General features: G+C 47.5%; 25 protein-coding genes. 24 read left to right on the plus strand and 1 reads right to left on the minus strand.

Annotated features, from left to right (window positions below):
• Positions 1-31 precede the first annotated feature (31 nt).
• The 8 genes from ASG81_RS01420 (at position 32) to ASG81_RS01455 (ending at position 5,344) form a co-directional block, all read left to right on the plus strand.
• On the plus strand, positions 32-538 hold the full coding sequence (locus ASG81_RS01420) for a gamma carbonic anhydrase family protein (RefSeq protein WP_056628030.1): 507 nt from the start codon (positions 32-34) through the stop codon (positions 536-538).
• Positions 539-560: 22 nt separating this feature from the next.
• Complete coding sequence (locus ASG81_RS01425; protein WP_056628033.1) at positions 561-743, plus strand: IDEAL domain-containing protein; 183 nt, start codon at positions 561-563, stop codon at positions 741-743.
• Positions 744-937: 194 nt separating this feature from the next.
• On the plus strand, positions 938-1,369 hold the full coding sequence (locus ASG81_RS01430; protein WP_056628036.1) for a DUF2487 family protein: 432 nt from the start codon (positions 938-940) through the stop codon (positions 1,367-1,369).
• Positions 1,370-1,601: 232 nt separating this feature from the next.
• Positions 1,602-2,135 (plus strand): QcrA and Rieske domain-containing protein, encoded by a 534-nt coding sequence (locus ASG81_RS01435; protein ID WP_056628038.1) that lies wholly within the window; start codon positions 1,602-1,604, stop codon positions 2,133-2,135.
• A gap of 16 nt (positions 2,136-2,151) precedes the next feature.
• Entirely contained in the window at positions 2,152-2,823 is a 672-nt protein-coding gene (qcrB, locus tag ASG81_RS01440; RefSeq protein WP_053376377.1) for a menaquinol-cytochrome c reductase cytochrome b subunit, read from the plus strand.
• Positions 2,824-2,842: 19 nt separating this feature from the next.
• Positions 2,843-3,712 (plus strand): menaquinol-cytochrome c reductase cytochrome b/c subunit, encoded by an 870-nt coding sequence (locus ASG81_RS01445; RefSeq protein WP_056628041.1) that lies wholly within the window; start codon positions 2,843-2,845, stop codon positions 3,710-3,712.
• A gap of 87 nt (positions 3,713-3,799) precedes the next feature.
• Positions 3,800-4,432, plus strand: coding sequence for a DUF1405 domain-containing protein (locus ASG81_RS01450; RefSeq protein ID WP_056628333.1), 633 nt, complete (start codon positions 3,800-3,802; stop codon positions 4,430-4,432).
• Positions 4,433-4,474: 42 nt separating this feature from the next.
• Positions 4,475-5,344, plus strand: coding sequence for a sporulation protein YpjB (locus ASG81_RS01455; protein ID WP_056628044.1), 870 nt, complete (start codon positions 4,475-4,477; stop codon positions 5,342-5,344).
• Positions 5,345-5,349: 5 nt separating this feature from the next.
• On the opposite strand, the gene ASG81_RS01460 is transcribed toward ASG81_RS01455, so the two are convergent.
• A complete protein-coding gene (locus ASG81_RS01460; protein ID WP_056628047.1) occupies positions 5,350-6,213 on the minus strand; it encodes a YitT family protein in 864 nt (287 codons plus the stop codon).
• Between the two features lie 183 nt (positions 6,214-6,396).
• Between ASG81_RS01460 and ASG81_RS01465 the strand changes: the two genes are divergently transcribed.
• The 16 genes from ASG81_RS01465 to ASG81_RS01540 all read left to right on the plus strand — a co-directional run bounded on the left by ASG81_RS01465 (position 6,397) and on the right by ASG81_RS01540 (position 21,529).
• On the plus strand, positions 6,397-6,732 hold the full coding sequence (locus tag ASG81_RS01465; protein WP_056628050.1) for a nucleotide pyrophosphohydrolase: 336 nt from the start codon (positions 6,397-6,399) through the stop codon (positions 6,730-6,732).
• A 54-nt stretch (positions 6,733-6,786) separates the two neighbouring features.
• A complete protein-coding gene (locus ASG81_RS01470) occupies positions 6,787-7,332 on the plus strand; it encodes a tetratricopeptide repeat protein (protein WP_056628068.1) in 546 nt (181 codons plus the stop codon).
• A gap of 5 nt (positions 7,333-7,337) precedes the next feature.
• Positions 7,338-8,144: a 4-hydroxy-tetrahydrodipicolinate reductase gene (dapB, locus tag ASG81_RS01475; RefSeq protein ID WP_056628070.1), complete on the plus strand. Its 807-nt coding sequence runs from the start codon at positions 7,338-7,340 to the stop codon at positions 8,142-8,144.
• Positions 8,145-8,174: 30 nt separating this feature from the next.
• Positions 8,175-8,597, plus strand: coding sequence for a methylglyoxal synthase (gene mgsA / locus ASG81_RS01480; protein ID WP_056628072.1), 423 nt, complete (start codon positions 8,175-8,177; stop codon positions 8,595-8,597).
• Positions 8,594-9,292 (plus strand): bacillithiol biosynthesis deacetylase BshB1, encoded by a 699-nt coding sequence (gene bshB1, locus ASG81_RS01485; RefSeq protein ID WP_056628074.1) that lies wholly within the window; start codon positions 8,594-8,596, stop codon positions 9,290-9,292. The genes mgsA and bshB1 overlap by 4 nt, the downstream gene beginning before the upstream one ends.
• Positions 9,293-9,356: 64 nt before the next feature.
• Positions 9,357-10,520: an N-acetyl-alpha-D-glucosaminyl L-malate synthase BshA gene (gene bshA / locus ASG81_RS01490; RefSeq protein ID WP_056628076.1), complete on the plus strand. Its 1,164-nt coding sequence runs from the start codon at positions 9,357-9,359 to the stop codon at positions 10,518-10,520.
• A gap of 34 nt (positions 10,521-10,554) precedes the next feature.
• Positions 10,555-11,832, plus strand: a complete 1,278-nt coding sequence (locus ASG81_RS01495) for a CCA tRNA nucleotidyltransferase (protein ID WP_056628078.1) — start codon at positions 10,555-10,557, stop codon at positions 11,830-11,832.
• Positions 11,833-11,920: 88 nt separating this feature from the next.
• Positions 11,921-12,895, plus strand: coding sequence for a biotin--[acetyl-CoA-carboxylase] ligase (locus ASG81_RS01500; RefSeq protein ID WP_056628080.1), 975 nt, complete (start codon positions 11,921-11,923; stop codon positions 12,893-12,895).
• Between the two features lie 253 nt (positions 12,896-13,148).
• Positions 13,149-14,066 carry a 3-methyl-2-oxobutanoate hydroxymethyltransferase gene (gene panB, locus ASG81_RS01505; protein WP_056628083.1) on the plus strand — a complete coding sequence of 306 codons (918 nt, stop codon included), beginning with the start codon at positions 13,149-13,151 and terminating at the stop codon, positions 14,064-14,066.
• Positions 14,063-15,013, plus strand: coding sequence for a pantoate--beta-alanine ligase (gene panC / locus ASG81_RS01510; protein WP_081417053.1), 951 nt, complete (start codon positions 14,063-14,065; stop codon positions 15,011-15,013). Before panB ends, panC begins: the two co-directional genes overlap by 4 nt.
• Positions 14,940-15,323 (plus strand): aspartate 1-decarboxylase, encoded by a 384-nt coding sequence (gene panD, locus ASG81_RS01515; RefSeq protein ID WP_056628085.1) that lies wholly within the window; start codon positions 14,940-14,942, stop codon positions 15,321-15,323. The genes panC and panD overlap by 74 nt, the downstream gene beginning before the upstream one ends.
• Positions 15,324-15,445: 122 nt before the next feature.
• On the plus strand, positions 15,446-16,144 hold the full coding sequence (locus ASG81_RS01520; protein WP_056628086.1) for a hypothetical protein: 699 nt from the start codon (positions 15,446-15,448) through the stop codon (positions 16,142-16,144).
• A 16-nt stretch (positions 16,145-16,160) separates the two neighbouring features.
• The gene (gene dinG / locus ASG81_RS01525) at positions 16,161-19,064 is read left to right on the plus strand and encodes an ATP-dependent DNA helicase DinG (protein WP_056628088.1); all 2,904 of its coding nucleotides are present in this window, start codon (positions 16,161-16,163) and stop codon (positions 19,062-19,064) included.
• On the plus strand, positions 19,061-19,717 hold the full coding sequence (locus ASG81_RS01530; RefSeq protein ID WP_056628091.1) for a redox-sensing transcriptional repressor Rex: 657 nt from the start codon (positions 19,061-19,063) through the stop codon (positions 19,715-19,717). The genes dinG and ASG81_RS01530 overlap by 4 nt, the downstream gene beginning before the upstream one ends.
• Positions 19,698-20,999 carry an amidohydrolase gene (locus ASG81_RS01535; protein WP_081417054.1) on the plus strand — a complete coding sequence of 434 codons (1,302 nt, stop codon included), beginning with the start codon at positions 19,698-19,700 and terminating at the stop codon, positions 20,997-20,999. Before ASG81_RS01530 ends, ASG81_RS01535 begins: the two co-directional genes overlap by 20 nt.
• 32 nt (positions 21,000-21,031) lie before the next feature.
• Positions 21,032-21,529, plus strand: a complete 498-nt coding sequence (locus ASG81_RS01540) for a cell wall elongation regulator TseB-like domain-containing protein (RefSeq protein WP_056628096.1) — start codon at positions 21,032-21,034, stop codon at positions 21,527-21,529.
• The last annotated feature ends 54 nt before the right edge of the window (positions 21,530-21,583 follow it).

A 21,583-nucleotide genomic window follows, 5' to 3' on the forward strand; every position in this document is an offset into this window, starting at 1 on the left:
TTATTGGTCGATCATAAGGAGCGGATAAAAGTTGTTGATCCCTTACAAGGGCGTAATGCCAAAAATTCATGAAGATGTATACATAGCGGATGGCGCAAAAATTATTGGTGATGTATCCATCGCTGAGAAAAGCACCGTATGGTTTAATGCGGTGCTGCGCGGAGATCTCGCGCCCATAAAAATTGGACATAGCTGCAACATACAAGATGGTGTCGTCGGTCACTTGAATTTGAACCAACCATTACTATTAGAGGATGAGGTGTCTATCGGTCACGCCGCAATTATACACGGCTGTACCATAGGCAGAGGCACATTAATTGGAATGGGGGCAATCGTACTTAACGGCGCAGACATTGGTGAATATGCTTTAATAGGAGCCGGTTCGATTGTTACAGAGAATAAAAAAATACCACCCTATACTCTATCTATCGGTTCACCCGCCAAAGTCGTAAGAGAATTAACAGAGGACGATCTACTGCGTATGAGAAAGACGATGGAGAGCTACGTGACAAAGGGAATAGAATATAGGATCTCTTAACGCCGGTTTGGAGGTGTATCCTATGGACAAAATGAAAGTAACGTATGAAGCGATGCTCGGTTTGGCCGCAGAATTCGTGCTTGACGATGCGGTATTGAAATTTCAAACCAATCAAATCTATACGGCAATAGACAAAGCGCTGGCCGCAGGCGATGAGGATACGTTTTACCGTCTCGCGAAACAGTTAAACGAATTGAAAAAATAGCGTTCGTCGTTCAAACTGTCGTTTGACGATGCTGCGCAATAGGCTTTCCTGACTGGTACGGACGCAGCTGTCCGTTTCAGGCGCAGGGAGGCTTTTTTTGATTCTAGCAATTGGCAATGAGCCGAATTGGAGTTAACATAGAAGCAGCGATGCCCGCTATGCTTGCGATTATGTTAAGGAGTGAGAATAATAGGATGAAATTCAGTGAAATAACGAGAGAGCAGTGGGATGAATTAAGTCCTTATTTGGATACCTGCCTGCTGCCGGTAACCGGAATATCTTCAGCGGTAAAGCCCTACGAGGCGACGGAATGGCTTGAGCAGTTAAGAGACATTATGGATTTTATCGAAATCCCGTTTAAGGGCCGAGTGGTCACCTATCCTGCTTGGCATTACATCTATAACAGCGTTGAGCTTGCAGGCCATATAAATGAATGGTGTGCCTCAATAAAACGATTAGGCTTTCGTTATGTAATCGTCGTATCGGCAAATAAGGATTTGAGCGTCCAGTGTCCGGCTGTTGATTTATGGTTTCAACCAGGGGCAGAGGGTGTTTTGCCGCTTCAGTCGGAAGTATCGGATGCTATCCGTGCATTATGGAGCGGACAAGCTTCTTCAACTTCATGATTTTGTCGTATAATATAATCGGATTTTGGGGAAAACATATGCCAGACAAGGTCAAATGTGACAAAATGATAACAAATTATTGAACGGAATTTTGTTAAGCATGCAAATATCAAGCCATATTCTTGACGCTCCCAAGCACCTAGGCTATTATAAGTTATGTCCTAGTTCGTCATGTGTTTTTGCCCTGCGGCAAGACGCGAGATATGGTTGGCAAAGGGGGTTAGAACAGAAGATGAGTAACCATGAACAACACAAGACCGCGCATCGACCGGTTCAGCGAAAAGAAATGTCCCGACGTCAGTTTTTGTCATATACGCTCGGCGGCACGACTGCATTTATGATGGGTGGAGCGGTATTGCCAATGGTTCGTTTCGCAGTGGACCCACTCCTAGTGAAGAAGGGTGAGGGCACTTACGTAAAAGTTGTGGAAGAGAGCAAAATTACGGGCGAGCCGCAAGAATTTAAATTTAAAATTCATCAGATCGATGGTTGGTACGTGAGTGATCCGGAGCTTGCAGCTTGGATTTCGAAGGATGCTAACGGCAAGATTTTTGCGCTTTCTCCGGTTTGCAAGCACTTAGGCTGCACGATCGGCTGGAACACGAAAGGGCAAAACGAATACGATTGTCCTTGTCACGACGCGCGCTACACGAAAGACGGGAAAAACATTACAGTTGCCCCGAATCCATTGGATGAATACGAAGTGAAGATTGAGAACGGATTCGTATACTTGGGTCCGGTAATGCCGAATACAAGAACGAGTTAAGGAGGGCGTATTTCAGATGTTTAAAAGTGTATACAACTGGATTGACGAACGTCTTGACATTACGCCGCTATGGAGAGATGTAGCTGACCACGAAGTGCCTGAGCACGTTAACCCGGCGCATCATTTCTCCGCATTCGTTTACTGTTTCGGCGGCTTGACGTTTTTCATCACAGTCATCCAAATTTTATCCGGTATGTTCTTGACGATGTATTATGTTCCGGACATCATTAACGCTTATGCGAGCGTTGATTACCTGCAGCATAAGGTTGCATTCGGACAAATCGTTCGGGGCATGCACCATTTTGGGGCAAGCTTAGTTATCGTAATGATGTTCCTACATACCCTTCGAGTGTTTTTTACCGGTTCTTACAAAGCGCCGCGCGAAATGAACTGGGTTGTCGGAATGCTGATTTTCTTCATCATGTTAGGCCTTGGGTTCACAGGCTACCTGCTTCCATGGGATAACAAAGCTTACTACGCAACTAAAGTTGGTGTCCAAATTGCTGAATCCGTACCGGTAATCGGACCTTATCTCGCTTCTTTCCTATACGGGGGCGATATCGTAGGCGCGCAAACGCTGACTCGTTTCTTTGCGATCCATGTGTTCTTCTTGCCTGGCGCTTTGATTGCGATGCTGGCTGCGCACTTTATCATGATTCGGAAACAAGGTATTTCGGGACCACTTTAAGCGAAGGGAGGGCTTACTTATGGCGCATGGTCATAATTCGAACGAGAAGGTTGTCTATGTAGGCGACTCGCGTGTTAAGAAAAGCAACGTTTCTAGCATTCCGCCGGACTATACGTCCTTCCCGGGTAAATCGGAAGCGTTTATTCCGAACTTCCTGCTTAAGGAATGGATGGTCGGCTGTGTCGTGCTGGTCGGTTTTCTAGTATGGTGTATTGCGGAGCCGGCACCGCTTGGCTATCCCGCAGATCCAACGAATGCGGCTTTTATACCGATGCCTGACTGGTACTTCTTGTTCTTGTATCAATTTTTGAAATATCCGTACGTATCGCAAGATTATATCTTGCTCGGAACAGTTGGTGTTCCGGGAGTATTGTTCGGCGCATTGCTGCTTGCTCCATTCCTTGACACGGGTAAGGAGCGCCGCTTCTACCGCCGTCCAATTGCATCTTCCTTAATGGGACTAACGCTTATTGCATGCGTGTATTTGACAGTTGTTTCTTGGGATCACTACACACATCAATTGGAAATCAACGGTCAAGTGCCAGAGCATCACGAACGTGAGGAAAAGGCTCGTGAAGCTGCTTTAGCAGGCCAAGAGCGTCCGAACTATACGAAGCCGGCAGTTGAAGCTGCGCTTGTAGATGCGAATGATCCGGCAATGGATATTGCTAAGCAAGCACAATGCGTTAGCTGTCATGCTGCTGACCTGAAAGGCCAAGGCTCTGTTCCTGGCTTGGTCGGTGTTGGCGACAGAATGACGAAGGAACAGCTTGTAGAGGTAGTTACGAACGGTCGTAACGGTATGCCTTCATTCGCTGATAAATTATCTGCCGAAGAAATTGACCAGCTAACAACATGGCTGTCCAAACAGAAAGCGGCGACAGAATAAATTAACAAAACCTGATCGTATTACACGGTCAGGTTTTTCTTCGAATATAGAGCTGTATAATTAGAGATGCCGAAGGAGAAGTGGTTCATTATGCTCGCTGCTTTCTGGAGCCGCGAATTTTTGCTTAACCGTTCATTTTTATGGCTGCTGTTTCTTGTTAATTTGGCAGGGACCATTTATGGGTACATATGGTATGAAGGACAACTAATAGATACGCTAAATCATCACCCGATATGGCAAATCGTCTTTGTTCCGGATTCCCCGACGGCAAGCTTGTTTTTCACTATCGCTCTCCTTTATTTATTGTTTCCGCCGAATATGCCATATCGCTTGGTATCCATTGGACGCGTTATTATAGAAGCATTGGCTGTTGTGTGCTCGGTCAAATACGGCATTTGGGCGGTTTCCATGATTGTAGCAGGTGCGTGGCAGGGCGCTGACTTGCATTGGCAGCATTACATGCTGATTGCCTCTCATCTGGGAATGGCCTTTGAGGCGCTTCTTTTTTTTCGTTTTATGAAGGCTGGCGCTGTCTCTCTCTTGGCGGCAACATGCTGGCTTCTTCTTAATGATACGGTGGATTATACGTTTAGCGTCTTTCCGTATTTGGCCGATGAGTTAGATGATGATTTAACGGCAGTACGCGCTTTTACATATGGTTTATCCTTCTTTAGCTTAGGTGCGTCTTTGCTCGTATGGCGCTTTAGAAAGAAGGTATAACGCTGGACATCCCCTCATAGAGTGATCTATGGGGGGATGTCCATGAAGGTACGATTTATAGTTCCATTCGTCATTTGTATCGTCATGACGATCTGCTATGCTGGGTCAGTATGGGGCAATGGCGCGTCGATTAACCAGTATGCGAACCTGTTATCGTCAGATCCATATATTCAACTACAGCGATTGGATGATATTGCAAGCTCATTATATGAAGCAGCTTATACGAGCAATCGTCAGGCAGGCTTTCAGCATGTCCAGCAGCTGCAGCGTGCCGTTGAAAGCGGACTTGTGCATTCATCGGGAAAGAGCGAGGGCTGGTCGGCTATCGAACAGGATGCCAATTATATCGAACAGAACCTTTTAAGCGGATCAACTGCTCCAGGCTGGTTAATGGAGGCTGCGCGCATTAGATTAGCTGCAGATGCGCTCGTTAGACCTGATCATGCGTTATGGCTGCAATACGAAAGTGTGATGCTGGACGATATATCGCGTGTAGAGAAAGCTTGGAAACGTCAAACTAATGATGGGGCGATCGCGGCTAGAGGCGCAATGACGAGCCTGCAGGAGCATGCGGAGCTTATAGAAACAACGATAAGCATGCTCTACGGCAGCATGCGTGAAGCAGAGCTGACGGAACGGATTGTTTATACAAATCGTCTGCTGGAAGCTCATGCAAATAATATTACGAATGAGGCGATGATTGATCGGTCTCTAGAGGCGTTAAAGGAGTCGCTTGATCGTTTATTTGACCAGAGCGGCAGCGCGGAGGTGCTGCCGGCCGCGGCGGCCATTCCAAACGCTAATCCATTAAGCTGGACGTTCTTTTTAGGAGCCCTTATTTCAGCTATTCTTACTTATTCAGGCTGGAGAAAATATAAGGCGAATCCGTTTGGCGTAAAGCCGCTGCCTTAGCGCAGCTATTCTTCCTTAAAGCCTTCCCCTAGAACGTCATGCACTTCATTAATAACGATAAAGGCGCGGGGGTCGATATTGCGGACGATCGTTTTCAGGCGGCGAATTTCTTGCCGCTGGACGACGCAATAGACGACTTCTTTTTGTTGTCCGGAGAAAGCGCCTTTTGCGGGTATAAGGGTGACGCCGCGATCAAGCTCTATTGTAATTTTTTTGGATATCGCCTCACCGTACTCGGTAATGATGGAAAAGGCTTTGGCCGCATAAGCACCGTCTTGAATGAAATCAATTAATTTCGATGCGATAAATACCGTTACGAGCGTGTAAAGCACCTTTTCGATTGAAATATACAGCAACGAAATACCGATAATAAGGGCGTCTAATGTCAAAATAATTTGCCCCATGCTTATTCCCCTTGATCGAGCTACGATACGGGCGACAATATCTACACCTCCCGTAGTGCCTCCAAAGCGGAATACAATTCCAAGTCCGGTCCCTAAGGTAACTCCTGCGTATAGAGCAGCCAGCATATAATCATTTGTACTCTTGAAGGGGACAAGCAGCTTGCTGTCGATCAAATGCTCCATCAGAGCAAGGAAGCCGGATAACGATACGATCCCAATAAGCGTATACATCATCTGACTGCGGCCAAGCGTCTTCCATCCGAGAAAAAACAAGGGAATGTTCAACACCAATGTAGAGATGGAGAGCGGGAAATCAGCCGCATAGTTGAGCAGTACGGCAATACCCGTCACACCTCCCTCCATTAACTGATTAGGAATAACGAAATAATGAAGCCCGAACGCATATATAGCGGTGCCGATCAGAATAGGAATAATCAAACGCATTTGCAGCAAAATTTTTGCCATTTCGTTACACTCCCTATTATGTTTAGAAATGATGAACTTGGATCAACAAATGCAGCAGGCTGGTTGAAACCAATTACATATATGTAGTATGTCTAATTTCCATCAATCGAAAAACATTGATTTTAAATGGGCCTTTACGTTAACATAAGGAGGTATAGCTATCGACAGAAAGGAAATGTTTCGATGTCGGAAAAAACATTGTCGGATATTCAGCGGGAAGTGGATGATTACATTTCTCAATTTAAAGAAGGCTACTTCAGCCCGCTTGCCCTAATGGCCAGAATGTCGGAGGAAGTAGGAGAGCTTGCCCGCGAAGTGAATCATTTCTATGGCGAGAAGCCTAAAAAGGCCGATGAAGCAGATAATTCCGTTGAAATGGAGCTTGGTGATATTTTATTTATTCTCTCTTGCTTCGCTAATTCGCTCAATATTGATTTGACGGAAGCGCATAATAAGGTTATGCATAAGTTTCAGACTCGCGATGCGAATCGGTGGACAAAGAAAATAACCGAACTGTAAACAAGCTCCCAACATATGCTGTACCATCAACCTGTGTACAAGGAGGATGGGCGGATGGATGGAGAGAGCTGCATCAAGAAGGCTTATGAATTCATCTTTAACAGCGATTTCGAGCAAGCGATATATTGGTTCGAGCAAGCGATAGAGGCCGAACCAGAAAATGCATTTTATTATCATATATGCGCCGTTTCATGCGCACGCAGCGGCAAATGGGCGAAAGCAAAGCAACATGCCGAGACAGCTCTTAGTCTTGATCCGGAAGATGCGGAATACAAGTATCATTTGCAAACCGTTGAAGCAAAGCTGCTGCTTGCAGAAGCTGACCTTCTGCTTGCGAAGATACCGCCAAAGCTGGCTGAAGCGGCGGAGCTGCTCGACCGGGCAACCGCACTTGATCCGTTAAGCTTTGACGCATTTTATACGCTCGGCGTTTTGTATGCTGCCCTTCATCAATACGATAAGGCGGCAATAAACGCACGTGAAGCGATGCGGCTCGATCCAGGCCATTCGGCGGCGAGAAGGCTATTTGCCGACGTTAACCGGAAGCGGCGCATGCAGCACAACCGCATCTATGCTAGAAAAAGAAAAAGGAACAGGTGATAGGCATGACGACACAAAAAATACGAGTGGCAGTAGCAGGTGCAAGCGGAAGAATGGGACGCGAGGTTGTGAAAATGGTGCTGGAGGACGACGCTCTTCAATTGGTAGCAGCCGTCGCTCCTTCGGCTGGCTCTGTCGATGCAGGTTTGCTTGCCGGCAAGGCCGATACAGGAATAACAGTAAGCGCAACGCTTGAAGAAGCGCTAAGCAGCGCGAAGGCGGATGTGCTTGTCGATTTTACCGTTCCGCAGGCGGCATACGGCAACACCAAAACTTCGATTGCATTTGGCGTACGTCCCATTATCGGGACAACCGGATTTACGCCTGAACAAATAGAGGAGCTGGACGAGCTCTGCCTTGAAAAGGGAATCGGCGGCTTAATCGCGCCTAACTTCTCGATCGGTGCTATTTTGATGATGAAATTCGCTGCCGAGGCTTCTAAATATTTGCCGCATGTTGAAATTATTGAATATCATGGCGATCAGAAGCTGGATGCCCCGTCAGGCACTTCCATCAAAACGGCTGAATTGATCTCGAAGGCGCGCAAAGAGCTGCGTCAAGGCAATCCGCAAGAGGAAGAAGTAATTGAAGGCGCGCGCGGCGGCTACTATAACGGATTCCGTATACATAGCGTAAGACTTCCGGGCGTATTTGCCCAACAGGAGGTAGTGTTTGGAGGTTACGGACAAACGCTTAAGATCCGTCACGATTCCTACGACCGTGCAGGGTATATGCCGGGCGTTAACGTGGCAGTGAAGAAGGTAATGACATATAGCGGCTTAATTTACGGCTTCGAACATATGATGGATTAGTTTTATTCGGCAGCAGGAGAGGAGAGAATTATGTTAAACATAGCATTTATCGCACATGATCGAAAAAAAGAGGAAATCGTAAATTTTGTAATTGCATACGAGAAAGTATTTGTACCGCATAAGCTGTATTCGACAGGTACGACAGGTACGCGCATTATGGAGCAAACGGGCTTGTCCATTCACCGGTTTATGTCGGGTCCGCTCGGCGGCGACCAACAAATCGGTGCATTAGTGGCGCAAAATGAGATGGACTTAATTATATTTTTGCGCGATCCGCTAATGGCGCAGCCGCATGAGCCTGATATTATCGCATTGCTTCGTTTATGCGATGTACAAGGCATTCCGGTTGCGACGAACGTGGCGACAGCGGAACTGCTCGTTAAGGCGCTGGAGCGCGGTGATTTCGCATGGCGCGAGCTTGTGCATAAATATAAACCGGGTATCGTAGAATGACAGAAACGCTTGATATTCTCGTTTTTGGCGCTCATGCGGATGATGCTGAAATCGGAATGGGCGGTACGATCGCGAAGCATGTACAAGCCGGTTATAAGGTCGGCGTATGCGATTTGACGGAAGCTGAAATGTCTTCCAACGGCACCGTCCTGCTGCGCAAGCAGGAAGCAGCCTACGCATCCAAGGTGCTTGGACTGCATGCGCGTACAAATCTCGGACTGCCTGATCGAGGATTAGAGCCTGCCCGTGATCAAATCGAGCGTATCGCAGCTGAAATCCGTACGTTCAAACCGCGGATTGTATTTGCTCCTTATTGGGTGGACCGGCATCCCGATCATGTGGCATGCAGCCGTTTGATCGAGGAGGCTGTGTTCAATGCCAAGCTGCGCCGGTATATGCCGGAGCTGCCTCCCGTGCAAGTCTCACAAATTATTTATTATTATATAAATGATGTGGATCAAGTATCTTTGATCGTGGATATTAGCGATTTTTACGAAACGAAACGCAATGCGCTGATGTCCTACCGTTCGCAATTCGATGCGGCAGCAGCCGGTTCCGATCGTGTAGCTACGCCGCTTACGAATCGGTATGTTGAACGGGTGGAAGCGCGCGATTTTTTGCTTGGACAAGCAAGAGGCTGGGCGTACGCCGAGGGCTTTGCTTTAAAGCGTCCTCACGACGTACAATTTTTTTGACAAATCGTACAGCTCTTGTGTAATACAATAGTTATATGTGACGAACACAGGAGGCGCGACAATCATGGCGAGAAAATTAAAGATTGGCATAACCTGTTACCCTACCTTGGGCGGATCGGGCGTCGTAGCTACCGAGCTTGGAAAGCTTTTGGCGGAACGCGGCCATGAAATTCATTTTATAACGCACAGCATTCCTTTTCGATTAGGTCATTTTAATAAAAACATATTTTTCCATGAGGTTGAGGTTAACGACTATTATGTGTTCCGTTATCCCCCTTACGATTTAGCTTTAGCGAGCAAAATGGCGCAGGTAGCAAAAATGCAGCAGCTTGATCTGCTGCATGTCCATTATGCAATCCCCCATGCCGTTTGCGCTTATCTGGCGAAGCAAATGACCGGCAACGGCCTTAAAACGGTTACTACGCTGCACGGAACCGACATTACTGTACTTGCTCAGGATGAATCCTTAAAAGATTTAATCCGTCTCGCCATTCATCAGAGCGATGCCGTGACGGCGGTTTCTAAAGATCTTATCAATGAAACGAGACAAGTGCTCGATATATCGACGCCAATTGATTTAACCTACAATTTTGTCGATAAGCGTGTTTATTACCCGCGTGATGTTGTTTCGTTGCGTTCGGATTACGCTGCTCCGCATGAGAAAATATTGATGCACATTTCTAATTTTCGTCCCGTTAAGCGGGTTGGAGATGTCGTCGAAATATTTTCCCGCGTTTCGAAGAAGGTTCCTTCAAAGCTGCTCCTCGTCGGAGAAGGTCCGGAGCTGTCGAAAATCCAATGCCGGATCCGTCAGCTTGGTCTTGAGGAGCGCGTTCACTTCTTAGGCAAGCAGGAGGATGTCTCACAGGTTATTTCCATGGCAGACGTGCTGCTGCTCCCTTCAGAGAAAGAGAGCTTCGGCTTAGTAGCGCTAGAAGCTATGGCCTGCGGCGTTCCGACTATCGGCTCGAATGCAGGGGGCATTCCCGAGCTTATTACACACGGGGAAACAGGTTTCTTGTCACCGATCGGCGATGTTGAAGATATGGCTAAAAATGCTGAGCGTCTTCTGCTCGATAAGAAGCTTCACGAGCAATTCAGGCAAGCCTGCATGTTTAGATCGAGAAATGAATTTTGTAACGATGTGATCACGACGCAATATGAACACATTTATTATCGGGTGCTTGGCATCGAGGCAGACCTGCCGATTGCTGTGTGCGGCGATTAGCAGATAAAGTCTGCTGTCAAGGAAGGTGTATGACATGCGGCTTTCATTTACAGAACCGCTTAAATCCGCATTGCCTATCGTTAAGCGGCTTCGAGAGCATCATTTCGAAGCAGTCTTTGTAGGTGGAGCAGTCCGTGATTCCCTATTAGGCTTGTCGATCAAAGACGTCGATATTGCTACTTCAGCCCGTCCGGAGCAGGTGCTTGAACTATTTGAGCGCTGCATACCGACGGGCTTGCAGCATGGCACCATTACCGTCATAATCGATGGGCTTACTTATGAAGTGACGACCTTCAGGCAGGAGTCAGCATATGAGGCGCATCGCAAACCAGAGAGCGTGCGTTATATTACGGAGCTTGACGGAGATCTTTTGCGACGGGATTTTACGATGAACGCCATGGCGCTTGCCGAGGACGGCGAGCTGTACGATCCCTATGGAGGAGTACAGGATTTGCAGAGCAAGACGCTCCGCTCGGTAGGCGATCCGGATGCTCGTTTTCAAGAAGATGCGCTTCGCATGCTTAGAGCAATACGTTTCATTGGCGTATATCAGCTTACTCCGGCTTATCGAACATGGCGGGCGATTTCACGCCATCGTGCTTTGCTAAAATTTATTGCGATGGAGCGCGTGCAGGTCGAGCTTGATAAAATGCTGGCAGGAGCCGCGCCGCAGAGAGCGCTTCAGTATACAGCAGCCAGCGGACTTTTGTATCATTTGAAGGAGCCCTTTCTTGAGGAAACCGAGTTTTCTTTAAAGGAAGCAGGCCGATCAGCCAATACCGCGCGGCAGTATTCATGTCTGCATATGCTGGGGGCGGTCGATTTGCGTTGGGCAGCGCTGGCTATAGGCTTGCAGCTGTCAGTAGAGGCGACACAGCAAGCGCTGCAGGTGCTTCGATTCCCGAATTCCCGCAGCAAGACGATTTCATCGCTTGTCGTCATCCACAAAGAAATGCTGAATCATCTCGAACAAGAGGATGAACATAAGCTCAAAGCAGCTTGGCTTTACATCGTTATTCGGTTTGGAAAACGTCCGGCCAGCGACTGGCTTGCAGTTATGCGAACACTCCATGAATCGCCGCAGAGCTTTTCTAGCGGCCTTCTAAACCGTTTGGATAGCTGGCTTTCTGATATGACCATTTCGACGCTCAAGCAGCTTGAAATAAGCGGCAGAGACCTGTCGAACCATCTGCAAAGGAAAGCAGGCCCTTGGGTGAGCGAGCGCTTGAATCGTTTGCTGTTATCGGTTGCTCTTGGCGAGCTCGAAAATGACAAGCATGCATTGCTTCATCAAGCATCAAAGTGGGACTAAGTAAATGCTGACGGAGTGTTATGCTTCGCAAAACTAAGATTATGCTTACGAAGTGTTTTGCTTCGCAAAACTTTAGGAGGAAATGTACATGAATAATGAGCCCTTGCTTCGATTGTTTGAAGCGCGGCCGGGAGAATACGTCTCGGGAGAAAGCATAAGCCAAGAGCTCGGCGTAAGCAGAACCGCGATTTGGAAGCAAATTCGTAAGCTTGAAGCAGCAGGGTATCATTTCGAAGCATCTAGACGGCTCGGCTATCGGCTGCTAAGTGTACCGGACAACCTTACTGGAGATACGGTGACCCGTCGTCTGGAATCAAACGTATTCGGTCAGATTATACATATGTTTGATACGGTGGAGTCAACGCAAAACCTTGCGCGCGCAGCAGCCGAAGAAGGGGCTGCAGAAGGAACGATATTCCTTGCTGAGCAGCAGCTCAGCGGTCGCGGCCGAATGGGACGCGGATGGGTGTCGCCGCGCGGGAAAGGAATTTGGATGAGCATGGTGCTGCGCCCATCTGTCCCGATTCATTTTGCGCCGCAGCTTACGCTGTTGACCGCTGTTGCGCTTTGCAGAAGCTTAAAGCGAATAACAGCATTGCCGATCGGAATCAAATGGCCTAATGATCTGCTTATTGCAGGCAAAAAAATTAGCGGTATATTGCTCGAATCGGCTGCAGAGGATGAACGGCTGCGCTATGTCATTGCAGGTATCGGCATTAGCGTTAATTTAGAGGAAGCCGACTATCCGGCGGAATTGCTGGAGAAGGCGACGTCGCTTCGCATTAGCAGCGGGCAGAAGTGGGCAAGGGAAGAGATCATAGCCGATTTTCTAAAGGAATGGGAGCAGCTTTATTTCCTTTATCATGACCAAGGCTTCGGTCCGATTGTTACACTTTGGGAGGCATTGTCAGTATCTTTGGGCAAGCCTGCGCGGCTTATTACTCCTCAGGGCGATATCGTCGGCATTCCTATCGGCCTTGATGAGAGCGGTGCAATTCGCATTGAACTGGGGAATGGCTCTGTAAGATCCGTTTTCTCTGCGGAAATGGGCGAGCCTCTATAAGGAACTGCAGCCGTTTACGGAATGAGGAAAGTTTGGTAAACTAAATTCATCAGGCGGTATTCTTAGGAAGCTGCACTGGTATTGAACGATAATATGTAAATGGTTGGGAATGCACACTCTGCTCTGAGCCGTAGGGACCGAGACAGAAGGAAGCACAACAAGCAAACGTTTCCTTTTCAGTTTGGGGACCTTTTTAGCAGCGGCTAAAAGGTTTTTTTGTGTTTATCCTATCATTGAACGGGGGATGAAGCTGATGAGGAAACGACTGACGATTACAAACCTAAAGAGGATGAAGCAGGACCGCAATGCGATTTCCGTTTTAACAGCTTATGACTATCCTTCAGCTAAACTTGCTGAAGAAGCAGGAATTGACGTAATACTTGTTGGCGATTCACTCGGGAATGTCGTGCTTGGCTATGATACGACTATTCCTGTAACGATCGACGATATCGTTTATCATACAAGAGCGGTTGCGAGGGGTGCCCAGCAAACGTTCATCGTAGCCGACATGCCTTTTATGACGTATGGCATCGGCCGCGAATCCACACTGCGAAATGCAGCTAAGATTATGCAGGAAGGCGGAGCACAAGCTGTTAAGCTTGAGGGCGGCGCCGATATCGCTTCGGATGTTGCCGCACTTGTCAAAGCTGGAATACCTGTTATGGGACATATCGGACTTACTCCGCAATCCGTGCATCAGCTTGGCGGCTATAAGGTACAAGGAAAGCTTGATTCGGAAGCCGAACGGCTTATAAATGATGCGAAGGCGCTGCAGGAAGCCGGAGCTTTCAGTGTCGTGCTTGAACTTGTCACGGAGCCTCTAGCAACCATGATCAGCGATGTGCTCAAAATACCGGTCATCGGGATTGGCGCTGGACGCGGCTGCGATGGTCAAGTACTGGTATATCATGATATTTTACAATATTCCTCGCCTTATTTTGAGAAAAAATTCGTGAAAACCTATGCTGATATCGGTACGACCATCAGAAACGCAATCCAATCGTACGTGGAGGACGTGAAGTCAGGCGCTTTCCCAGATGAGGAGCATGTATTCTCGGCGGCGGCACAGCCCGCGCCAGTACAGTCGCTTTATGGCGGCGCGGACGCAAGTGAGAAAAACAATCCGGATCAGGATAGCAGCCTGTCTAAAAAGGGGGTTCGGCTTACATGATCATTTGCCGGACGAAAGAAGAGCTTAAGCAGCAATTGACTGGCTTTCGCGAAGAGAAAAAAAGGATTGGCTTCGTCCCAACGATGGGCTTTTTGCATGAAGGCCATGCCTCATTACTGCGTCAAGCTCATTCTGAAAATGACGTAACCGTTCTTAGTATTTTCGTTAATCCGCTGCAATTCGGACCTAATGAGGATTTGGACCGCTATCCGCGAGATGAGAAACGCGATCTGGCTATTGCGGAAGAATGCGGAACCCATGTTGTGTTTATTCCTTCCGTTCAAGAAATGTATCCGGAAAAGCCGCTCACGATGGTCATTGTCAATCAGGTTACTGACCGTTTATGCGGCGCATCAAGACCAGGCCATTTTGATGGCGTAGGTACGGTGGTAAGTAAGCTATTTCATCTTGTAGCGCCGGATCGCGCTTATTTTGGCATGAAGGATGCTCAACAGGTTGCGGTTATCGATCAAATGGTCAACGATTTGAACTTTCCGGTTCAGATCGTGCCATGCCCAATCGTGCGCGAGCCGGACGGTCTTGCCCTTAGCTCCCGGAACGTATATTTAAATGCGGAGCAGCGTGAGCAGGCCGTCGTTTTGTCACGGACCTTGCAGCAGGCCTCTGATTGGCTGAAGCAGCCTGAAATGACTGTAGAGCGTCTGCAAGCGAAGGTGAAGGTGGAGCTCGGCAAAGCCAGTGCGGCGGTCATCGATTATGTTGAGCTGCTGCACTATCCTTCCTTGCAGGTACCGGAGGCTGCGGCTTCCATCGCGTCGATTAAACAACCGTTGATTTTAGCATTAGCCGTTAAATTTGGCACAACACGTCTTATAGATAACCGAATTTTAGAGGCATCGGAGGTGAATGAGCATGTTCAGAACGATGATGAAGTCCAAGCTGCACCGGGCAACGGTAACGGAAGCGAACTTGAACTATGTCGGTAGCATAACTATCGATGAGGATTTAATGGATGCGGCTAATATATGGGAAAACGAAAAGGTTCAAATCGTTAACAATAATAACGGGGCGCGCTTTGAGACCTATGTCATTACCGGCAAACGCGGCTCAGGCGTCATTTGCTTGAATGGTGCAGCTGCAAGACAGGTGCAGCCTGGCGATCAGGTCATTATCATATCTTATGCCATGATGACGGATGAAGAAGCCAAGGAACACAGACCGTTTGTTACCATTCTCGATGCCAATAATCGTCCTCTGCAAATTATTAATGAGGAGCTGCACGCGACTATTCTGTAGCTTGCTGATTGGTGACGATAATCCCTGCGTTATGTAACGATTGGGATGCCGTATGAAAAGCAGCGTTAAAACAAAAAATGAACATAACACTCCTTAATTCTTTGGCGAAGGCGGGATGCGGTATGTTCCAGCATATGTTTTCATCCATGAACGAAATGTTTGATCAAATTATTGAACAGTATGAAGGCGCAGGCGCAAAGGAAAAGCAGCTGTACGATGAACAATTGAACGAACTGAAGAAAGTAAGCGATATGTTCATCGAGCAATGGCTGGAGTTTGAGGAGAAATTTGCCGTGTTCAAGGAACAGCAGAGCGAGGATGCAGCAACGCAATCATCTGCTGCACAAGCTCAGCAGAGCTTACCTATAAGTACTGCTGTAACCTGCAATGCGGCCGATTTAGAAATACCGGACGAACTCGCTTCAATTATTTCCAAGGGACAAGGTTATTATAAGTTATTTATGTTTTCACAAGCGGCGGCACAGTTTCAAATCGTTATTATACAATCACCGGAATGTAATTTGGCTAGACTGTTTCTAGGCATGACTCAGATGCATCTACAAAATTGGAGTGAAGCTCAGCGGCATTTTCAGCTGTTAATTGTATTAACGGACTTTCCCAAATGGCTGTCCATGGGCTATAATGCGCTAGGGTGCATTCAAGCGGTGCACATGAATTTGGCGCTAGCGGAGCAATTGTTTAAAAAAGCTCATGATGTATGCCCAAGCTTTAAGGATCCGCTTAACAATTTGAAGTCATGTCAAGAAACGCCCAAGCAATTATCGTTATATTTCGGAAGCACGGAGCTGTGCTGTTTGTGAGAGGATCGGGGAATGAATGAAATTTGCAGTATTGGACTTAGAAACGACGGGACATAGCACGGAGGATGACATTTTGCAAGTTGGGCTTGTCATCGTTTCCGATGAGCTTGAAATTATCGATACGTTTAACTCCTTTGTTCGGCCTAATATCCCAATACCGACTTTCATTACACAATTAACAGGCATAGATGAATCGGTTGTTGCGGATGCTCCAACGCTCAAAGAAGTAATCGACAAGGTCGTTCCGTTATTGGTTGACACCGTGCTAGTCGCTCATAATGTCGGCTTCGACGCCGGTTTTTTGAACCAAGCGTTAAACCGCTGCGGATTCCGCTCTTTCGCGGGACGCAGGCTGGATACGATTGAACTGCTTCGCATTTTATATCCATCGATTAATACGTATCAGCTCGGAGCTGTTACCGAGCTCTTCGGTATACCTCATGATCAGCATCACCGGGCTGATAGCGATGCAAGGGCAACCGCGCTATTGCTTATCGAATCGATCAATAAGCTTCGCAAAATGCCGCTGCTCACTTTGCAGCGGCTATCCGCGCTTATAGACGACGGCAGCGATTTAAGCTGGTTTATTAAGCATACTCAGCAGCAGATGGAGTTTCATACCGTATTTGAGTCGAATGAATACGACTATTTCAATCAATTTGCTTTGAAGGTGCGTGAATGGAGCGATGAGCAGCCTCCACGTACAGGCGGCGCCAGCACTTTGCCGCTCACGGATGTGTCGTTCGAAAATTATTTGGTTGATGTTAGGCAGCGGTTTGAACAAAAATTCGACAACTATGAAGAGCGTGAAGCGCAAGTAGCTATGTTTCATGAGGTATACAGCGCCCTTAATCAGAATCAGCATTTGCTCATCGAAGCTGGAACAGGTACGGGAAAGTCGCTCGGTTATTTGATTCCTGCCCTTTATTACGGCATTCAAAACAGCAAAAAAGTTGTTGTCAGCACGCATACGATTAATTTGCAGGAGCAGCTTCGGCAGCGCGATTTACCGCTGCTTGAGGATATTTTGCCGTTCGAATTTAAAGCCTCCATATTCAAAGGCAGAGGGAATTATTTATGTCTGCGTAAATTCGAGGGGAAAGTGAATACGAAGGACTTAGTATCGCCAATCGAGGATACCGTTACGGCTGCGCAGATGGTCGTATGGCTTGGCGAGACAGAAACCGGCGATCAGGAAGAGCTTAATTTCGGCAACAAAGGCGCTGAGTTTTGGTCGACGGTAGCAAGCGATACGGACTCGTGCTTAAATCGGGCGTGTCCTTGGTTCAAGAGATGCTTCTATCACCGGGCAAAGCATGAAGCTAATATTGCCGACGTTACGATTACGAACCATTCCATGCTGTTTACCGACGTTCAAGCGGATCATCGTTTGCTTCCTACATACAGTCATCTTATTATTGATGAAGCGCATCATGTTGAAGAGGTGGCCGGAAAGCATCTTGGCATGCAAATTAATTATTTTTCACTGACGCAGGCCGTGCTCCGTTTGTTCAAGGATAACCGTACAGGACTGTTGCCTGCGCTGCGCCAAAAGCTCATGTATGAGGATGACGCCCATCAGGCTTCCTGGCTGGAGACGATTGATACGGTCATACCGATTTTTGGGGAGGTAAAGGAACATTGGGATAAGCTGTTCGAAATGTTCTACAGCTTCACGTCCACCTCATCCGATAGTCCAACCGAGAATGGGCAATCGGTATGCCGGCTTAAGAAAAACGAGCTCCCTGCAAGCTGGGAGGACAGCGAAACGGTGGAAGCAAACCTGCATACGGAGCTTAACCGCGTTATTCGAACCGTCGATAAAATGGTCACAGACATCAAAGACCGGGTTGATGATTCCGGCGTGCAAGCGATAATTACCGATCTAAACGGTGCCGTTCGCGATTTATCGCGTCTCAAGGATGAGCTGAGGACGTTTATTAAATTAGAGCTGGCGGATTCGGTATTCTGGATCGAAGCAAGCAGCGTGTACCGCTACCGGTCTGTGCAATTGTACGGCGTTCCGGTAGATGTAAGCGCGCAGCTGCAAAAATATTTCTTCGATGTAAAAGAAAGCATCGTGCTTACTTCAGCCACCCTATCCGTGCAAAAATCATTTCAATATGCTGCTGAGCAGCTGGGCTTGTCCGGATATGAAGAGCAAGGTAGGCTTAAGACGGTACAACTGCCGTCGCCGTTCAATTATAGGGAGCAGGCGCTTGTGGTTATACCGCGCAATTTCCCTGTTTTAAAAGGAGCCGCCGTAGATGGTTCCTACTTGGAGATGCTTGTAAAATCACTCGCTGACGCTGCAATAGAAACAAACGGCAGGATGCTCGTGCTGTTTACTTCTTACCGTATGCTTAAGCAGGTCTATGAGCCGCTCAAGGAGCTGCTGAGTTCAGCTGGTATTCAGGTGCTCGGACAAGGGATCGACAGCGGTAACCGCACGAAGCTCACTAGACGATTCCGTCAAACGCCCGAGTCCGTTTTGCTCGGAACGAGCAGCTTCTGGGAAGGTGTAGACATTCCAGGCGAAGCTTTGATTTGTTTAGCCATTGTTCGTTTGCCCTTCCAGCCGCCGAATCATCCGTTAGCGGAGGCCAAGGCAGAAATGCTGCAGCGGCAAAAGCAGAACCCGTTTATGAAGCTCTCGATACCTCAAGCGGTTATCCGCTTTAAGCAGGGCTTCGGCAGGCTTGTAAGAACGTCGCAGGACAAAGGAATCGTGATCATTTACGATACAAGGGTAATCGACACTTATTATGGGAAGCATTTCTTATATTCGCTACCTGGTCCAAAAATCGAAACGATGCATACGGATCAATTAGTCGTCCGGATGCGGGAATGGCTGTCCGATGAAAAGCAGGAGCCGCTGGTTAGTCAGGCTGCGTCAAGTGCAGAGGAGGAGAAGCGATGAAGCAAACGAAAATATCGGAGGCTGTCGTCAGGCGGCTTCCTATTTATCTTCAAGTGTTAAACGAAATGCTTAATCGTGAAGTTCAAACCATTTCATCACAAGATTTAGGTCTGAAGCTAGATCTAAACCCTGCCCAAATCCGCAAGGATCTTGCTTATTTTGGTGAATTTGGACGCAAGGGAGTCGGCTATGACGTTGTATATTTAATTGAAAAGATACGGCAAATTTTGAAGGTTGATCAGACTATAAAGGTTGCATTGGTCGGAGCTGGAAATTTGGGGCACGCCTTATGCAATTACAATAAATATTCCAAGGACAATATGCAAATCACGGCCGTATTCGATATACATCCGAACAAAATCGGAACGAGCATAAATAATTTGAAAGTGCTGCCTATGAGCAAGCTCACGCAAACCGTTGCGGAACAAAAAATTAGAATTGGCATCATTACAGTACCAGCCTTCGAAGCGCAAAATGTCGCAAATCAATTTGTGGATGCTGGCGTAGAGGGGATATTGAACTTCGCGCCTGCCATTTTACGGGTACCGGACGAGGTTCGAATACAAAACGCAGATTTTACGAAAGAATTGCTTAGCTTAGCTTATTATTTGGTTAGAGAAGGAGAAGCGCAAAATGAGTCGGATTTGGATTGAAAATGGTTTGTTTATTACAATGGATGATGCAAATCCATCCTTTAAGGGGCATATGGTCGTTACGAATGATCGGATCACCTACATAGGCACAGAGGCACCAGAGCAGCTTTCCGGGGATGTTCAAAAAATCGACGGCAGTAAATTGGCATTTATGCCGGGTCTCATTAATACGCACGGTCACGCAGCGATGAGTTTGCTTCGGGGATACTCGGACGATCAAAATCTGCAAGTATGGCTGGAGCAAAAGATGTGGCCAATGGAAGGCAAATACGTCGATCAAGATACGCGCGCAGGCAGCGCTCTAGCTATTGTAGAGATGCTGCGATCGGGTACGACTGCTTTCGTCGACATGTATGATCGGATGGATCAGGTCGCAGAGATGGTAGAGCAGAGCGGCATCCGTGGCGTCTTGACTAGAGGCGTTATCGGTCTTTGTCCACCTGAAGTGCAAGAGGCCAAGCTTGCCGAAGCGATCGCCTTCGCCCGTGATTGGAACGGCAAAGCGGACGGCCGCATCACGACCATGATTTCTCCTCATGCTCCATATACTTGTCCTCCAGATTATATCGAACGGTTCGTTCAGGCGGCTCATGATTTTAATTTGCCGCTTCATACGCATATGTCCGAAACGGCCGCTGAGGTTGATCAAAACGTTCGTGATTATGGTCTGCGTCCAGTAGAGCATTTGGATCGTCTTGGCTTTTTCTCGCGTCCTGCTTTAGTTGCGCATGCTGTTCATCTGAATGATGCTGAGATTGAGCTGCTTGCGGCGAAAGGGGTAGCGGTGTCACATAATCCTGTCAGCAACCTTAAGCTGGCGAGCGGTATCGCGCGCGTTCCGGAGCTGCTTCGCGCCGGTGTAACGGTATCGCTTGGAACGGATAGTGTCGCCAGCAACAATAATTTAGATTTGTTCGAGGAAATTCGTTTTGCAGCTTTGCTGCATAAGGGTGTTTCAGGAGATCCTACCGCTGTTCCGGCACTCGAGGCATTAAAGATGGGTACGGTCTATGGCGCAAAGTCCATCTGGCAGCAAGATCAAATCGGCATACTGAAGGCAGGGATGAAGGCCGATTTCATCGCTATAGACATTGAGCAGCCGCATTTCTATCCGAAGACGGATATGATCTCTCATTTGGTCTATTCCGGCTCTGGCCGTGATGTGCTGCATGTGTGGATTGACGGCCGTCAAGTATTGAAAAACGGTGAATGCACATTGCTTGATGAGGAGAAAATTCGTTACGAGGCACAAGCGAGCTTCGAACGGTTGTTGAAAGCCTAATGCGTGCGATAGTCAGGAAACGTCCGCCGTTCATGACACTGCAAAGATGGATGCTTGTTATCGCCGCTTGCCTCTTGCTGTTCATTACCGTTTTTTTTATTTACTTTCGCGATATACAAAACCCGCAATGGTCAGCTATAAGAGATGTCAAAAAACAAGCGATAAAAGTGGCTGATCTAGTTTCGATCAAGAACGTTTATAATCATATATGGAATAAGGAAAGCTGGGTCGTTGAAGGCAAAAATCAGGAGGACGAAAAGGTATTCGTATGGCTGGCCGAAGATAAGCTGCCGGAGATAATAAAAGCCTCTGAAGGCATTAGCGAGCGGCAGCTTACCAATATGTTTAAAAACGAGAAGCCTGATTCCGAATTGAAACGAATTCAGCCTGGAATGCTTGATGATAAGCCGGTTTGGGAGCTCTATTATAGTGACGGCCAGAAGCCGCAGCATTTTTTCTATGATTTCTACAGCTTCGATAACGGAGATTTAATCAATTCTTATAAATTACCTGCCAAAACGGAGCCTTAAGGCTCCGTTTCCTTATATTGCAGGACGATTCCTGAAGCTTTTCGTGATATACTT

It is taken from the genome of Paenibacillus sp. Soil522 (assembly GCF_001428245.1).
Lineage (GTDB): Bacteria > Bacillota > Bacilli > Paenibacillales > Paenibacillaceae > Pristimantibacillus.

Coding starts and splice junctions, on each gene's coding strand:
- ASG81_RS01445 (WP_056628041.1), top strand. CDS start 2,843: ATGGCGCATGGTCATAATTCGAACGAGAAGGTTGTCTATGTAGGCGAC.
- mgsA (WP_056628072.1), top strand. CDS start 8,175: ATGTTAAACATAGCATTTATCGCACATGATCGAAAAAAAGAGGAAATC.
- ASG81_RS01495 (WP_056628078.1), top strand. CDS start 10,555: ATGCGGCTTTCATTTACAGAACCGCTTAAATCCGCATTGCCTATCGTT.
- ASG81_RS01470 (WP_056628068.1), top strand. CDS start 6,787: ATGGATGGAGAGAGCTGCATCAAGAAGGCTTATGAATTCATCTTTAAC.
- ASG81_RS01435 (WP_056628038.1), top strand. CDS start 1,602: ATGAGTAACCATGAACAACACAAGACCGCGCATCGACCGGTTCAGCGA.
- ASG81_RS01430 (WP_056628036.1), top strand. CDS start 938: ATGAAATTCAGTGAAATAACGAGAGAGCAGTGGGATGAATTAAGTCCT.
- dapB (WP_056628070.1), top strand. CDS start 7,338: ATGACGACACAAAAAATACGAGTGGCAGTAGCAGGTGCAAGCGGAAGA.
- ASG81_RS01465 (WP_056628050.1), top strand. CDS start 6,397: ATGTCGGAAAAAACATTGTCGGATATTCAGCGGGAAGTGGATGATTAC.
- panB (WP_056628083.1), top strand. CDS start 13,149: ATGAGGAAACGACTGACGATTACAAACCTAAAGAGGATGAAGCAGGAC.
- dinG (WP_056628088.1), top strand. CDS start 16,161: ATGAAATTTGCAGTATTGGACTTAGAAACGACGGGACATAGCACGGAG.
- qcrB (WP_053376377.1), top strand. CDS start 2,152: ATGTTTAAAAGTGTATACAACTGGATTGACGAACGTCTTGACATTACG.
- ASG81_RS01460 (WP_056628047.1), bottom strand. CDS start 6,213: ATGGCAAAAATTTTGCTGCAAATGCGTTTGATTATTCCTATTCTGATC.
- ASG81_RS01455 (WP_056628044.1), top strand. CDS start 4,475: ATGAAGGTACGATTTATAGTTCCATTCGTCATTTGTATCGTCATGACG.
- bshB1 (WP_056628074.1), top strand. CDS start 8,594: ATGACAGAAACGCTTGATATTCTCGTTTTTGGCGCTCATGCGGATGAT.
- ASG81_RS01530 (WP_056628091.1), top strand. CDS start 19,061: ATGAAGCAAACGAAAATATCGGAGGCTGTCGTCAGGCGGCTTCCTATT.
- panD (WP_056628085.1), top strand. CDS start 14,940: ATGTTCAGAACGATGATGAAGTCCAAGCTGCACCGGGCAACGGTAACG.
- panC (WP_081417053.1), top strand. CDS start 14,063: ATGATCATTTGCCGGACGAAAGAAGAGCTTAAGCAGCAATTGACTGGC.
- ASG81_RS01520 (WP_056628086.1), top strand. CDS start 15,446: ATGTTCCAGCATATGTTTTCATCCATGAACGAAATGTTTGATCAAATT.
- bshA (WP_056628076.1), top strand. CDS start 9,357: ATGGCGAGAAAATTAAAGATTGGCATAACCTGTTACCCTACCTTGGGC.
- ASG81_RS01540 (WP_056628096.1), top strand. CDS start 21,032: ATGACACTGCAAAGATGGATGCTTGTTATCGCCGCTTGCCTCTTGCTG.
- ASG81_RS01500 (WP_056628080.1), top strand. CDS start 11,921: ATGAATAATGAGCCCTTGCTTCGATTGTTTGAAGCGCGGCCGGGAGAA.
- ASG81_RS01535 (WP_081417054.1), top strand. CDS start 19,698: ATGAGTCGGATTTGGATTGAAAATGGTTTGTTTATTACAATGGATGAT.
- ASG81_RS01425 (WP_056628033.1), top strand. CDS start 561: ATGGACAAAATGAAAGTAACGTATGAAGCGATGCTCGGTTTGGCCGCA.